A 15,354-nucleotide genomic window follows, 5' to 3' on the forward strand; every position below is an offset into this window, starting at 1 on the left:
CATCAATGGGGTGCATATCTTAGCACCAGGCTCTTCGAACGAAGTTAGTTCGGAGCTTATTCATGTTAGTTTTTCAAAATACCTATTCTATGCAGATTCCATTTAACGTGGAGGCTGACTTATGTCTATAACCAATGGTTTAACGGTCGCCAAGTTTGGTGGAACCTCTGTTGCTGATTATGATGCAATGCATCGCTGTGCTGATATCATTATCAATAACCCAGCCACAAAAGTGGTGGTGGTGAGTGCTTCAAGTGGCGTCACCAATAAGCTTGTAGCGCTGACTCAAGCTACAACAACCTCAGAGCAAAGCAAACTGCTCATAAAGCAGATTGCTTCTATTCAGTATCAGATCCTCGATAGACTGGGTCATCCAAGTGATGTGGCTGCAAAAATTGATGCGGTTATTAGCCATATATCGGTACTCGCCGAACGCTTAGTACTGAGCCGAAGCAAAGCGGTTATGGATGAAATGCTATCTCAAGGTGAGATGTGCTCGTCGGTATTTTTCGCGGCTGTATTACGTGAAAAAGGTGCTTCTGCTGCTGCATTCGATGTGCGACAAGTAATGCGAACTGACAGCCATCATGGTCGCGCAGAACCGCAAATAGAAACCATTGCTCAACTTGCTGAAGAACATTTAGCGCCATTGTTGAGCTCTCAAGTGATTGTCACTCAGGGTTTTATAGGGGCAGATGAAGAAGGGGCAACGACTACTTTAGGTCGTGGAGGCAGTGACTATTCTGCTGCTCTATTAGCAGAAGCGCTGCGGGCAACAGCAGTTGAAATCTGGACTGATGTCGCAGGGATCTACACTACTGATCCAAGACTTGCACCGAACGCTAAGCCTATTGCCGAAATCAGCTTTAATGAAGCGGCTGAGATGGCGACTTTCGGCGCTAAAGTATTGCATCCTGCCACGATTCTTCCTGCGGTTAGGCAAAAAATCCAAGTGTTTGTTGGCTCAAGCTGGACACCAGAACAAGGCGGAACTTGGATCCGTCATCAGGTGTCTGATGAGCCCGTTTACCGCGCGGTAGCGGTAAGAAGAGATCAAACACTGTTAAATCTTCACAGTCTACAAATGCTTCATGCACAGGGCTTTTTAGCTGAAACTTTTGCTACATTGGCAAAGCATAAGATTAGTGTTGACTTAATTACCACTTCAGAAGTTAATGTGGCGTTGACCTTAGATAAAACCGGCTCTGATTCGAGTGGCCATGGTTTATTGAGTGAGTCGCTGCTGCAAGAGTTGTCGCAGCACTGCCGAGTTCGCGTAGAAGATGGTTTAGCACTTGTTGCTGTTATTGGAAACCGAATCGCTTCAACGGCGGGTGTATGTCGTAGAGTGTTTGAAGTACTTGAGCCTCATAATGTACGGATGATCTGCCAAGGTGCTAGCCCACATAACCTATGTGTATTGGTAGAAGAGGCGGAAGCTGCTGATGTGATCCGCGCATTACATGAAAATTTGTTTGAATCATAATCGCTGTTGAATATATGTCGCTGTTGAAGCAAGGAATCGAGTACACATGATGCAATTTACCCAATCTAGCCTCAATGTTGGCGAACTGGCGACAGGGCAAGAGCTAAGCATTCCTGTATATCGTATGGCAGCGAAAGACCCCTCTGCGCCGAGTGTATTTGTGCAAGCGAATGTGCACGGTGCAGAAGTGCAGGGGAATGCGGTTATTTTCCAGTTAATGAAGCAATTAGAGCGAATGGATGTGCGTGGAGAGGTGACTCTATTGCCGCTTGCTAATCCATTAGGGATCAATCAAAAAAGTGGCGAGTTTACCCTTGGACGCTTTGATCCTATTACTGGTGTCAACTGGAACCGTGAGTACCTTGAACACTCAATCGATATCCCTGCATTTTATCAACAGCATTGCCATTTAGACGAAACGCAGCTAAAGCAGCAATTTAGGCAGGCATTGTTGGCATCATGTGAGGCGCATTTAGCAAATTCTTGGGGCGTGACGACAGGAAAAAGGCTCGCTGTCACCTTGCAAACGTTAGCGCATCAGGCCGATATTGTGATTGACCTGCATACGGGGCCGAAATCTTGTAAACATCTTTATTGCCCTGAATACGATAGAGACTCTGCAAAGTTCTTTTCTATTCCTTATAGCTTAATCATTCCCAATGATTTTGGCGGCGCGATGGATGAAGCAGCATTTTGTCCTTGGTGGGCACTGGTCGAGCATGCTGCTAGTCAAGGGCGGGAGATCTCTGTTCCAGTTGCGGCTTTTACACTTGAGTTGGCAAGCCAAGAGCGCATTGATATGCAAGATGCCCTGCTCGATGCTCAGGGGATTTTGGCTTATCTTAGTTATCGCGGAGTTATTTCGGAAAAAGTAGCTCCAGTCGATATGCCTCGCTTTGGTTGTCTACTCAAAGACTACAAGAAATATCATGCACCTAAAGGCGGATTAGTGGAATACATCGCTCAACCCGGCATACCGTTAAAAGCTGGTGAGCCGTTGGCTAATATTCTTAGGCTGGACTGTTATGGCACCAAAGATGAGTTAACTTCGCTGCAGCTTGAGCAAGATTGTGTGCCCATTCTTCACTTTGCTTCAGCCTCAGTTTATCAAGGCACTGAGTTGTATAAACTGATGACTAATGTGTTTGAACTTTAATATCATCGCTAAGTATGGGTTGTTTAATGTTATGCTAATGTTTAAATAGAACATTATCGATAAAGGTCCGAGCTAATTATGCGACTAATCCCACTATGTGCAGTGCTACTGCTAACAGCAGGTTGTACTGCCGACAAAGCAAATCCAGATAAAAATGTGGAAGCTAAAGTGACGAAAGTAGCCGAAGCAGAGGTTGAAGCCAGCGTTATAGGAAAGGATAAGGTATCGACAAGCAGTGCGACTAGCTTACAGCTAAACGGTGCTAAGTTTATTGCAGCGTCTACTCCTCTCGCTAAAGGAACTCGAGTCTTTAATCCCGAAATGAGCCAAGACGGAGTATTAAAAGGTAGTTTTGTCGTTCAAAGCGAGTCCGGACTTGATTCACTGCGTACGTTGTACTCTATTAAGCAGATAGCGGCAGAAACTTACCGGTTGGTACCTACCGGTGAAGATATTGACCTATTAGTTATGTATAAGTCACTGCAACAGGATGTAAGCTTACGTACAGTTGAAATTGAAATTGATTATAGCCGCGCTTTAGCAACCGACGAATACTAAAATTTTTCTAAACCCCTAATTAAGTAAAATAAAAAAGCCATAACTTTCGTTATGGCTTTTTGTTATCAGTTACAAATCTCTATGCATTTGATCATTATCGATTATAGCAAGCTTACTTGCGGCGACGGAACGCTGCAAATGGCAGTAGCATTAATGCTATCCAGCCCATAGAGCCACCGCTTGAAGAGTCCGATGCTGGCTTGGCAACTTCTGGAGCATCCTTAACGTAAACATTGATTTCAGATACTACATCGCTTGTACCATCATTCACTGTTAGGCTGAACTCTAAGGTTTCACTGCTAGCGACTGTTGGTGCAGTAAAGGTCGCTTCATGAGTATCTGCTCCCGTTAATGTTGCAGCTGTGCCGGCTGTTTGTACCCAGCTATATGTATGGCTATCAGCTGCATTGGCATCGACAGTTACTGACGATAGCGTAACAGAATCACCTTCATTAACGCTTGAAGCGCTTACGCTTATTGAGACGTTAGGTAAGCGATTGTCACAAGCATTAGTATCACCAGCGATTTGTGTGTTGAAAACATTAGAAGTGATATTGCTGAATGTAACGTTATCAACAATCCAACCGAATGAATTGGTATTGCTATCTGATACTATACGGAAGCGGAATTGAACTTCATTGCCGTTTAATGCGGTGCCAAAGTTAAGTGATTCAGTCTCACCTGGAATAGGTAAATTACCTGTAAATGCTTTTCTACCTGGTAACAGGTTTTCAAGCTCAGCAGAGTAACCTGTGCCACCAAATACACCGCCCATTTCAGTTGCATCTGCCCATTCGCCGCCATTGACGCGCATTTCAACAACGCCACCATCATACTTGGTTTCGATTTGATAGAATTGGAACCAGCTCACGCTGAAATCGCCACCATATCCAACAGTAAATGGTTTAGTCTCAAAGGCTACATCTGATGCAAAACCATTATTTGCAATGTACATGTACTGGCTGCCAACAGGAAATAGACTTGTATAGCGTGAATCAAGTGATGAAGTGCCTTCCGCTAGCTCTCCACCGCTTAGCACTACTTCCTGGAAGTCGACTAGGCCTGAGTAATCTTCCATGTCACTGGTAGACATATTGTTCTCTATATCTTTACTTGCAAAGTCCATGTTTACCGCTGTACTTACGATATAGTCAGCAGGTTTGATATCTTCATCGAGATCAGGGAAAGATAGCTCGAAAGTGACTTCGTCGGCAGTGCCTGCTTCGTCTAATGTAAATTCAATCGGCGTACTAGTGGCATCATTATATGGAAGTACGTTAGAGAAACTAACTTTACCTTCATTCGCTAACGTTACTTTATGATCACTGGTTACCTTCACGACTGCATCGATAGTTTCAAATACTTCGCTACCTTTGTTGGCGACTGTAAATGAGATGGTAGCAGTTTCACCTTTGTCGACGATGCCATCTTTTGAGCAGTACCCAACAGTCATGCCTTCGTAATCGGCATCGATGTCATGATCAGCAACAATGAATTTTGCCAATGTTGCTTCGTACGATTCAACAACACCAGTGTGCTTTGTGTCGAAACGAGCTGGTGATACTGCACCAAAACCCATGCCGCGACGCGCAAACGCTGCCATGATTAATTCGTAGTCCGCCACATCATTTGCATAGGCTGCTGCAAGAAGTGCATCACGAGCTTCAGTATAGGTTGGCGCGACCGGAGTCATCTTATAACCAGCAACAAGATAGTCCATCATCAAGCTACGAGCTTCAGCAAAAGAATGGCGCTCATCGTTGATAAGGGCTACATAGCTATCCCAAAGCATTGCTGCCCAGGGCTCACCAGCATCATGTACTTCTGCGTTATTATCTCTATCAGGCCTAGTACCATTACCTAATTCAACATTGGCAAAGGTGAGAGGGTTAACTTTCATATCGGTACTATATGGGTAGTTACGAATACCTGTATAGAAAGAGCCTACGTAAGATACTGCCGCGTAAGCTTTTTGGAACATTTCATTGCCTTCAAGCTTAACGTCGTCAGCTTCCGAAACTAACAGTAGTGCATGGAAGTCACCCCAACCTTCACCCATTGAGCGGCCTTGTTGGTTATATAGACCTGAAGCGTTACCTACTAAACGGTTAGAGATGTAATGTCCCCATTCATGGGCAACAATTGCATTATCCCAAGAACTTGCCTTGTAAGGCTTTTGGTTAAACATCGACACAGTGACGTCTTCATCAGCATCAAGTAAAGCATCAATTGATTTAGCATCATTGAGTGATAATCCCATGCTTGGGATCGTAACTGTATCGTCGCTGCCGCCCATTGGAGCGGGCTCTGTTGTACCAGAATTATTCGCAATTAAGACTGCTATTGCACCCGCATCCTGTGCGTGCTTAACCTTTTTAGTAAACGAACAGGCACCGCGATCGATTAATGCAATATTTCCCATAATGTCTGCAGCGTTGGTCGTTGCTTCACAGCCATCTTTAACTGTGCCGTCGATAGTGCCACCTTCACCGTCATCAGTTAAAATTGAACCATCATCGACACGCACAATTGAACCTGAAAGTTCAAACTGTCCTTTGCCGAAACTTGCTCGTTGAGATGAGAGGAGTAAACCAACAGAGTCATCTGAAGTCACCGTCACACCAAAATGTTCACCAACAATGGCATCTTTGCTATCCCAAAGGTACATCTGCATACGCGGTGATGCACCATCAGCAGGAGTGCTCATATTGGCGTTATTAAAGCCGGAGTTATCTTGCACTTCTGCACGTATTGGGTCGCCCTCAACACCACCACGGTCGAAGTTTAATGCTTGTGCATTACCTGATGCTTCATCAAAGCCATGATCATAGAACGTATCATGTAAGTAGTTGTTGATATAGAAAAGGTTAACGATTGCTGCTTTACGGTTACCTACAGAGCTTTCAGCCTCTGTAGTATTATATTTATAGTCGAACGTGTTAGCACTAGTCACTTCAGCAGTAAAGTCACCATTAGTGAACCCATCAGGTGCGATAGCATCCACATAAGCATTGACGTTATTACCTGAAGTGGTAGTGGCATCTGCTGAAAGCCAAGCATCTTTAGTGCTGATAGGGCCATGGGTCATTGTCACCATTGGCGCATCAAGGTAGGCAGATGCATCAACTTGATCTGCACTTGCTGCTGGAATCACATTGCCGTGTGGGCTGTCCCAAGGTACACCCGCTTCATCTGCATATACACGGTAGTTAAAAGCTGAATCTTCAGATGTTAAGTTGTGTTTGAACAGTACTTCCTCGGTATTTGCATCAATAATGAAACTGTAGAATTCAGAATCAACACTTTCAGAATCTGCAACTTCTAGCTCAACATAATGAGCTGCAACGAGGTCACCTTTCTTTTCGAAGTAAACTTTTTTAGTTCTAGGTTTTCCAACTATTTGTTTGGAACCTGATGCATTTGAGCTTAAAAATGACTGATATTTTGTAGAGTCAGAATCTATAGCTGTAAGAGATACTATATTGCCGCCCATGTTTGAGAATGCAGTGTTAATGGCCGTAGAAGCTTCGCCAAAGTTGTGCTGAATACCGGTAATACTGTTGCTTGAGCTAGAAACGTTAGCAAACTTACCTGAACTGGCGACTAGATTGAATTCACGGTCCATCATGATGTTTACTTCATGATTGAATACTTCAACGCCATTAATCTCTTGGCTGTACTTAGCAACTGAAGCCCCACGGCCATTATCATGCATGCTGGTTAATACTGCTTTTGCAGCACCTTTATTAGCAGATGAAATTCCAGTAACTTTATTTAGGTAGTAGTCAGCAGCAGTTGCCACTTTGTACTTTTGTTCCAGTGCGCCTAATGCCGGTGCTTGCTGGCCTTTTTTAGCCCACTGAAAGGTTGCTTTACCTGATTTTGCATCATATTGATCGCGCATACCGCTGATGCTTGATGTTGTCACTTGGGACTGCTGTGCAACAGCTTGAGGTATTTGGCTAATAGTTGCATTGCTTGCAGAAGCGGCAACCGAGTAGGTAGCCGATGAAATAAGCGCAGCCGAAATGGCTATTGATAGTTTAGTTTTCACAACGATTTCCTTGTCAATTTTGTTGTAACTCCAAAACCTACGTGGGTTTTGGTTATTTTTATGTGTTATCTTTTTGTTATGGTTGCGCTGCTAAATCCACAGGCTGCCGCTAGCTTTGTAACACAAAAGGCTTATTTTGATAACAAATGTGTTAAAAAAAGTCATAAATAGTGCCTTTTTTGATACATTCGACTGATTTTTGTACCATAATTATGGGTTAGATAACAGAAAGCTAGATATAGCTGGGGTTGTACGAGTCAAAAGCATATTTGTATCATTAGTCATTAAATGACATGAGTGGTGGTAATCAGGGCGGGTAATGGAAGAATGGAACACTGGCTTTACAGATAGAGAGTGGTTGTCGCTATTTTTCTGCTTTATTTCGATATTTTATATACATGAAATAGAAAAGGACTACTTAATTTGAATACTAATAGAGAGATCTTTTGTTAACTACAGAGTTTGCTCGCAAGTCAATGCATTAGATTGCTTCAACGTCATTATATAACAGCGTTATTGTTACCACGCATATGGATATACGTGGTACATCGGTCTGTGAACGTTAAGGCTTAACCGCTCTTACTATTGGGTTTTGCAGACTGATAAGGGTTTCGGTGGATTGGATTTCATCAATTGACTGAATGCGGTTAATCAGTACATGTTGCAGACCATCAATTGATTGGCACATCACTTTGACAAATACGCTGTAATTACCAGTGGTGTAGTAAGCTTCTACAACCTCTTCAAGCGCATTGAGTTTAGACAGTGCTGCAGGGTAATCACCTGCACTTTTTAGGTTAATGCCGATAAAACAGCAAACATCATAGCCAAGTGCTTTTGGGTTTACGGTTATTTGAGCACCGGTGATAATCCCCGCTTGCTTCATTTTCTCGACACGGACGTGAATGGTTCCTGCGCTAACACCAAAACGTTTTGCTAGCTCAGCGAAAGGCGTACGTGCTTCCTGCATGAGTGCTGAAAGAATTTGATTATCGAGTGAATCTCTTTGAAATGAAGTTTCCATAATAAATACGCAGATTAGCTAAGGGAGTGCTTGGTAATCTACGTATTTTTGTACCGATAATCTAGTCAATAATCGTTTTAGGGGCAATTACTGCTCCCCTTCAGCATCCATAAAGGGGGCCTCACAACTAAAGGTCATGGGTTCTTTAGTAAACGGGTGCGTAATGGTTAGTGATTGAGCGTGTAGCAGTAGTCGCGGAGCTAAACGTTTGGCTAATGGATCGGCATAAAAGTTGTCACCTAGAATAGGGTGACCCAATGCCATCATATGCACTCGCAGCTGATGAGAACGGCCGGTGATCGGTGTCAACTTGACCAAAGTCGAGCGCTTTGCACGGCTAACTACATCATAATGAGTTTGTGAGGCTTTACCTATTTGATGATCGACCTTTTGCTTTGGTCTATTAGGCCAGTCACAGATTAATGGCAGATTAACGGTGCCACTTTCTGCTTTGACATGGCCAGCAACACGGGCGTAATAGGTCTTAGCTGTCTCTCGGTCTCGAAACTGTCTTTTTAGCTCCGATTCGGCGCTGCGTAGTAGCGCTACAACGATGACACCAGAGGTCGCCATATCGAGTCGATGCACGATTTTTGCATCAGGGTACTCGGCTAATACACGGCTATAAGTACTATCATTATGCGATGGCGCTCGCCCAGGCACAGACAACAAACCTGACGGTTTATTGAGCACCATGATGTCTTGGTCTTGATGCAAAATATCTAGCCAAGGTTTAGTGGGCGGAGAGTATACGAAATCAGTCATGATAGAACCTTATTAAAAATGCGCCGCAAAGATACCTCTTTGCTGGTTATTGATGCAAGCAGATTGTCAGTATTGAAGCAACTATCTGAATATTTCTTGAGGAGGCGTAGAAGCGGTTTAGTGGCGTTAAGCTGTACTCTTCACTGATTAGCCTTAGAATCATGTGGATAGTTAACTAATATCAGATTAGTCGTTAACATAGATTAACGTCAAAGCATGCAGTATAAGCCACTTGCAATCAGTATCACGCCTATAATTCTGCTTGAAATTTCGCCAAACGGCAGCAGTTTTTCTAACATGACCAGTAAAGTGAGTAAAAGTATCCACTTAAGATTCATCACTCCAGTAGCAAATAGCAGTGCCATTAAAAACCAGCAACAACCTAAGCAGGTTTGACCATGTTTAAAGCCCATCCAAATAGCGCCGGTCACTCCCTCTCGCCATTGGGTGCTAATAAAGCTAATTGGCGATCGACATTGGCTTAAGCAGGCTTGTTTCAATGGAGTGAATTGGTACACCCCTGCTATTAACAATAATATTGCAGTAAAGGTTGAGTTCGCACTGACCATCATGCTGTTGAGTAGCGACAGATGATGCAGTGCATATTGCACTAGCGTAATGATCGCACTGTAGAAGCTCCATGCGAGCAGATAACCCAACATAAAGTATAAGCTAGGAGCATAGCTGTTATGACGGCGTTTACGTTGCTGGTTTAGCTTTTCAACTAATAGGATAACGGGTGCTGCAGAGGGCAGCATCATACCAGCCATCATGATAGCCCACATCAAAAAAAGCATCACAATATCGTATAGTTGCCACTGTTGAACTGGATCCATGTTCATACTCATGGCAAACAGCATGTAGTACCAGCTTAGTGCCGTGGCTAGCAATAATGTTAGTGCAACTAGGCTACGCCTGAGGCCGCAGGGCGATAACCATTGCGCTAACAACTAAGCGTTGCTCCAGTTAACAACGGCTTTAGCCGCAAATCTGCCGACATGCTCAAAGTTCACTGCACCATAATTCATTGACATTTTATCGGTGGTACCAATGATGCCGTCACTCCACATAAAGCCACCATCAGGAAAGGTAATATGCACATTTTGATCTTCACCTGATATTGGATTTTTCAGTGGCCTCTGCTGTGCCTCGGTTATTCCTTCAATCGAGAACCATGAGTGAGTATCTGACGCATCCATGTTGATATCGCGAATTATGGGTCCTTCAAAGGCGCTAAATGTGGTTGCCAATGCTTCTAATGGCATGCCGTTAGCTTGTCCCGACATAATGGTCGCAAGTGCCGTAATTTGGTCACCGTTAGCCGCTGAATCGATAAACAATACACCTTTACCATTACCTTCATGCATCGCTTGTGGCCACATAGCGGCAAATACCATTTTTAAGCCCGATAAGTCTAAGTCACCGTAATGACCTTTGATGATCAAAAAACCTAATACCGCTTCACAACCACCATTCTCACTGTCAGGAAAGCCGCCAAATTGGCAGCCACAACCATGACTGCAACTGCAGTTTTCTATTTGATGCATCGATAATGCCCAATCTTTAATATCCGACATAATACTTCGCCTCGAACGGTCAATATTCGCTAGAGTATAGTTCAGTAGAAGTCATGTGCTGTGGGCGTTTGAGCCATAAATAGGGGGTTGTGGAAAGTTGTCAGATTGAGCTACTCAACTTTCAATATATTCAATCATCTACACTGGAAAGCTAACAGGAGCTGTCGATAGAATAAATATATCTATTAATGCACGGAGACCAATTAAAAGGTAATTTAGCGAAATTTTGAAGCGATATTCGAAAATCTACTCGTTGGATATGGGATTGCTAAGCAAGATTAACTTGCTGCAATAACCATTGAGTTCTCATTGAGTCCTGCATCTTCAGGTCGAACAGGTATTAAGTAATGGTTATTGACTGCATGTCTTTTTAAGAGAAGCCACTGCCATTGACGTGCATAATACAGAATGTCCACACAACAAACGCTAAACAGCAATGTATTAGCGCGTAAAAGGATTGATCGAGCCGGCCCATATTTCTCGCATCCCAAATAAGGACTAAATGCAGTAACACAACAAGTGGGAACAGTGCCAATAGCGGGTAAAGGCTAAAGCTACTGGCATCGCCAAATACTAAGCGGCTGATGAGAGCCCATACAACCATACCACCAGTGATGATTGGCGGAGCTGCAACGCGGTATTGTTCAGGGTATGGAAACATAATTATGCTATTAATCCTTTAGCCGTTTTCACAATGGTTTTTGAGCAATGATTTGTGCTTTGTAGCTTGCGCTAGTTAATTCGCCAAGCAGACCTTCAGAGTAATGTAGGCAGCGCCAGTTAGCAAATAAAGCTTTTAACTCGGTCTCTTTTAAAAGGAAATTGGGGTTGCGCGGCCGACCAATAGTTGCTTGTTGGCGAGTAAAGGTCTCATAAATAATCAGCCCGCCTGGTTTAATCGCATCGATTATTTGTGGTAAAAGTGGTCGATGTAAGTAGTTGAAAACGACAACAACATCATAGCGGTTTACGGGTAATTTTGGTGGATTATCGGTTTCGAGATCCCATTCCAGGCGTTCTACCTTGTCGTTAGTTTGGCTAAGTTCAAGCCGGCTCAAATCACGATCAACATAAGTGACATGGCAACCTTGCTCTAAGAACCAGTTGCCATTTCGTCCCGTGCCGCAGGCTAAGTCTAGAACGCGACTATCTGGAGTGATTAAATCTTTTAGTGGAGTAAATTCACTAATAAGCGCTGCTGTTTTAGCCTTTAACTTCTTTTCTGCCATCTATTCTGCGTCCATGTACGATTGAAAAGTGTCTCAAGCCAGCTGGCCCATGAGAGACTATCACCGACAGTAACACAATCGTGATCAGCAGTTCAGGTTTATAGTTTGCTAAAGGAATAAATAGCGCCAGTAGGCCTAACTTAACAAGAGTTAGCACTCCTTTTAGTTGAATCAGCCAGCGCCAATCTCTGACCACTTCCCAGAGCATCATCGCAGCTCCTGTGCTCATAGCCATGATCCAGTAGATCTGCCATTGATCTTTAGGGACATGCATTAATATGCCACCGCCAGCGCCGGTAATACCTAATATGTGTAAAGCACGCAAACTGGTTTTTGAGAAGCGTTGGATCCAAAACTGCTTTTCGCTGAGCTCTTTTCTAGCCATAGTAAAATGAATCTTCCTATCAATTTGAGTAAAGCTTATCAGTAATTGTTGCAAAGGTAAGCGGAGATTGATCACAGCTTGCTTATCTATCTTGAGAAGGTAATTACAGTGTGCAAGACAAACTTATCAATATCACATAAACTTACTTCCCATATTATCTACTTATTTTGGATAAGGTTCTGCAATGAAAATCGGTTTTTTTAGCGCTAAGCATTACGATATGCAGCATTTTGATCGCACTAATAGCGCATTCGGTGCTGATATTGAATATTTTGATTATCGTCTGTGTATGCAAACGGTAAAACTTGCAGCGGGCTTTGAAGTCATCTGCGCATTTGTCAATGACTCTCTATGTGAAGAGGTATTAGTAGAGCTTGCTAAAGGCGGCACGAAGATCATTGCCATGCGCTGTGCAGGCTTTAATAATGTCGGCCTAGAAGCCGCGGAACGCTTGGGGATGAAAGTTGTTAACGTTCCGGCTTACTCGCCAGAGTCTGTCGCCGAACATACTGTCGCCTTGATGCTGACTTTGAATCGTAAAATCCATAAAGCCTATCAACGTACTCGTGACGCTAACTTCTCACTTGAAGGGTTAGTGGGCTTTAATATGCACGGTCGAACAGTGGGCGTAATTGGTACGGGGAAAATTGGTTTAGCGACCATTAAGGTTTTGCAAGGGTTTGGTTGTAAGGTGATTGCGCATGATCCCTACCCAAGCCAAGCGGTAATAGATTTAGGTGTTGAGTATGTCACGCTTGAGCAGATGTACCCAATCTGTGATGTGATTAGCTTACACTGCCCATTAACGGCTGATAACCACCATCTTTTGAGCGAAAAAAGCTTTGCTAAGATGAAACCTGGCGTAATGGTGATTAACACCAGTCGTGGTGGTTTGTTGAATGCCCTTGATGCGATGGAAGCCCTTAAAACGGGTCAGCTAGGCTCACTAGGGCTTGACGTATATGAGAATGAAAAAGAGCTGTTCTTCGAAGACAAATCTAGCGAAATCATCCAAGACGATGTGTTTAGACGTTTATCAGCATGTCACAACGTTATTTTTACGGGTCACCAAGCTTTCTTAACAGAAGAAGCGCTTGGAGCAATTGCCGCGACAACATTGACTAATGTGCAGCAGCTACTCGCTGGAGAAAAGTGTCCTAACGAATTGTTTTAATTTTCACCAATACATTGATTGGTAGCAGTACACCAAGCAAAAGCAGATGTCGAGGTTAAGCCCGCATCTGCTTTTTTGTGGCTAAAAATCGCTGGCTGCTTTAGGCTAGAGAGATACTGATTGATCTAACCACCTTCAATCAGCCTCTATGACTGAATCTAAGGAAAGATAGCCGATGATCATCACCCAAGAAACCCATGATATTTCGACTGCCACCGGCACCATGCGTACCTACCTTTACCGCCCAGATAGCGAAGGTCAGTTTGCTACCGTCATCTTTTATTCAGAAATATTTCAACAAACCGCACCGATTGCCCGTGCCGCAGCATTACTCGCTGGCCATGGCTTTGTGGTATTAGTACCGGAAGTATTTCATGAGCTTAACCCGATTGGCACAGTGTTAGCTTATGACGATGACGGCAAAGATAAAGGGAATGCCGATAAGTTCACCAAGCCACTAGAACATCATGATAGTGATACAGAAGCTTTGGTTGATTTCGCTCGTAGCTTGAGCTTTTGTACTAGTCAGGTTGGCAGTATGGGGGTGTGTATTGGCGGACATTTGGCATATCGAGCTGCGTTAAACCCTGACATTCTTGGTGCATTCTGTTTATATCCAACCGATATCCATTCCAATACCTTACCTTGTGAAAAAGACAATGATTCTCTGTCTCGTACAGGCGATATATCTGGCGAGTTGGTAATGGTATTTGGTAAGCAGGACCCGCATGTTTCCAGTGAGGGGCGTAAACTTATCTATGCCAAACTAGAAGCTACTGAGCGCAACTTTAGTTGGCATGAGGTTAATGCCCAGCACGCCTTCATGCGTGATGAAGGCGAGCGTTATGATGCGGCGATTGCATTGCAGATCTACCTACAAGCGGTAGCGTTTTTTCAGCGTACTTTGCGTTAGCCAGTTATAGCAAAGATAACGGCAAATTAGCCTTTATCTTTGCCGTTATAGCCATTTTTTCTTTCTAAAAACTCCGATCAAAACCGTTGTTAGAAACAGCATGACTCCCCAAACAATAAAGTAGCCAAAACGGTGCTTTAATTCAGGTATATACTCGAAGTTCATGCCGTAGATCCCCGCTATAAAGGTTAAGGGAACAAAAATGGCGGTGATAATAGTTAACACCTTCATGATGTTATTAAGTCTGTGGGCACTCACCGAAATATAACCATCAATAAGATCACCAGCCACATTATAAAAGAGATCGGCGAGACTCGCGGCTCTGTGCTGCTGCTCGCATATATCGTTGATTTCGTGTGTCAGACTATCATCAAAAGGTAACGATGGAGTCGATTGCAGCGTATCAAATAACGCGACATGGTAATGAAAATTACGCCTTAACCGAGTCAAATGCGTTTTATACTGAACGACTTCCGCGAGTATTTCATCATTTGCAGTGGTGAGCATTGTTGACTCTAGTTCTTCTAGGCGGGTTTCTAAGTCATATAATATTTTGTGATAGCGTTTGACGACCATGCGGCTAATTCTAAGGCTGAGCTGAGCCGTGCCTTGGGCGAGAGAAAACTCCCCGCTTGCTATCGCAGCTTGGGTGTTTTCGATACTCACCGAGCGCTTATTGTGGCGAGTGATGATAAAGCGTTGACCAATGAACATTGCCAGTAGAATGTTTTCGCCATCTATCGAGTCTGAATCTGCTGACAAACCACGCAGAATGATAAATGTATGGGAGTCAAACGGTTCTATCTTCGGCTGATGGCGCTCTCGAGAAGCATCTTGTAGAGCCAGTGGATGTAAACCAAACTTACTTTCTAACATCGCTTGTAACTCGGGAGTTAATTCGCCATCAATGTTAAGCCACAAAATAGCGTCTTGTTGCTGCTGCCAAGTCGATATTAATGACTCATTGCCTGTGGCATGTGAGCCATCTTTTGGCGAGTAGAGTAGGGTTGTTAGCATGGAGGAACCTTCCATT

At 43.6% G+C, this 15,354-nt stretch carries 14 protein-coding genes; 5 read left to right on the plus strand and 9 right to left on the minus strand.

The features are described 5' to 3' along the window. Window positions 1-121: 121 nt before the first annotated feature. The 3 genes from lysC (at window position 122) to K5R16_RS01710 (ending at window position 3,200) form a co-directional block, all read left to right on the plus strand. The gene (lysC, locus tag K5R16_RS01700) at window positions 122-1,486 is read left to right on the plus strand and encodes a lysine-sensitive aspartokinase 3 (RefSeq protein ID WP_220735807.1); all 1,365 of its coding nucleotides are present in this window, start codon (window positions 122-124) and stop codon (window positions 1,484-1,486) included. A 49-nt stretch (window positions 1,487-1,535) separates the two neighbouring features. Then, the gene (locus K5R16_RS01705) at window positions 1,536-2,642 is read left to right on the plus strand and encodes a succinylglutamate desuccinylase/aspartoacylase family protein (RefSeq protein ID WP_220735857.1); all 1,107 of its coding nucleotides are present in this window, start codon (window positions 1,536-1,538) and stop codon (window positions 2,640-2,642) included. 78 nt (window positions 2,643-2,720) lie between these two features. Next, window positions 2,721-3,200 carry a hypothetical protein gene (locus tag K5R16_RS01710; protein ID WP_220735808.1) on the plus strand — a complete coding sequence of 160 codons (480 nt, stop codon included), beginning with the start codon at window positions 2,721-2,723 and terminating at the stop codon, window positions 3,198-3,200. Between the two features lie 112 nt (window positions 3,201-3,312). On the opposite strand, the gene K5R16_RS01715 is transcribed toward K5R16_RS01710, so the two are convergent. From K5R16_RS01715 to K5R16_RS01750, 8 genes are all read right to left on the minus strand, one after another. Then, the gene (locus tag K5R16_RS01715; protein ID WP_220735809.1) at window positions 3,313-7,254 is read right to left on the minus strand and encodes a rhombosortase-dependent M36 family metallopeptidase; all 3,942 of its coding nucleotides are present in this window, start codon (window positions 7,252-7,254) and stop codon (window positions 3,313-3,315) included. A gap of 562 nt (window positions 7,255-7,816) precedes the next feature. Beyond that, complete coding sequence (gene asnC, locus K5R16_RS01720) at window positions 7,817-8,278, minus strand: transcriptional regulator AsnC (protein ID WP_220735810.1); 462 nt, start codon at window positions 8,276-8,278, stop codon at window positions 7,817-7,819. An 87-nt stretch (window positions 8,279-8,365) separates the two neighbouring features. Beyond that, window positions 8,366-9,043, minus strand: a complete 678-nt coding sequence (gene rluA / locus K5R16_RS01725; protein WP_220735811.1) for a bifunctional tRNA pseudouridine(32) synthase/23S rRNA pseudouridine(746) synthase RluA — start codon at window positions 9,041-9,043, stop codon at window positions 8,366-8,368. 209 nt (window positions 9,044-9,252) lie between these two features. Then, window positions 9,253-9,879 (minus strand): DUF2182 domain-containing protein, encoded by a 627-nt coding sequence (locus tag K5R16_RS01730; RefSeq protein ID WP_259649739.1) that lies wholly within the window; start codon window positions 9,877-9,879, stop codon window positions 9,253-9,255. Between the two features lie 114 nt (window positions 9,880-9,993). Beyond that, window positions 9,994-10,620: a DUF1326 domain-containing protein gene (locus K5R16_RS01735; protein WP_220735812.1), complete on the minus strand. Its 627-nt coding sequence runs from the start codon at window positions 10,618-10,620 to the stop codon at window positions 9,994-9,996. A gap of 370 nt (window positions 10,621-10,990) precedes the next feature. Next, a complete protein-coding gene (locus tag K5R16_RS01740) occupies window positions 10,991-11,281 on the minus strand; it encodes a hypothetical protein (protein WP_220735813.1) in 291 nt (96 codons plus the stop codon). A gap of 28 nt (window positions 11,282-11,309) precedes the next feature. After that, window positions 11,310-11,849: a bifunctional 2-polyprenyl-6-hydroxyphenol methylase/3-demethylubiquinol 3-O-methyltransferase UbiG gene (locus tag K5R16_RS01745; protein ID WP_220735814.1), complete on the minus strand. Its 540-nt coding sequence runs from the start codon at window positions 11,847-11,849 to the stop codon at window positions 11,310-11,312. Beyond that, a complete protein-coding gene (locus K5R16_RS01750) occupies window positions 11,824-12,234 on the minus strand; it encodes a hypothetical protein (RefSeq protein ID WP_220735815.1) in 411 nt (136 codons plus the stop codon). Before K5R16_RS01750 ends, K5R16_RS01745 begins: the two co-directional genes overlap by 26 nt. 184 nt (window positions 12,235-12,418) lie before the next feature. Here K5R16_RS01750 and K5R16_RS01755 point away from each other — a divergent pair, with 184 nt between their 5' ends. Then, complete coding sequence (locus K5R16_RS01755) at window positions 12,419-13,408, plus strand: 2-hydroxyacid dehydrogenase (RefSeq protein ID WP_220735816.1); 990 nt, start codon at window positions 12,419-12,421, stop codon at window positions 13,406-13,408. Window positions 13,409-13,583: 175 nt separating this feature from the next. After that, window positions 13,584-14,321, plus strand: a complete 738-nt coding sequence (locus tag K5R16_RS01760; RefSeq protein WP_220735817.1) for a dienelactone hydrolase family protein — start codon at window positions 13,584-13,586, stop codon at window positions 14,319-14,321. A 45-nt stretch (window positions 14,322-14,366) separates the two neighbouring features. Here the strand turns inward: K5R16_RS01760 and corA are convergent, their stop codons facing one another. Beyond that, the gene (gene corA, locus K5R16_RS01765) at window positions 14,367-15,338 is read right to left on the minus strand and encodes a magnesium/cobalt transporter CorA (protein WP_220735818.1); all 972 of its coding nucleotides are present in this window, start codon (window positions 15,336-15,338) and stop codon (window positions 14,367-14,369) included. Between the last annotated feature and the right edge of the window lie 16 nt (window positions 15,339-15,354).

It is taken from the genome of Shewanella sp. c952 (genome assembly GCF_019654975.1).
In the GTDB taxonomy this organism is placed as follows: domain Bacteria; phylum Pseudomonadota; class Gammaproteobacteria; order Enterobacterales; family Shewanellaceae; genus Shewanella.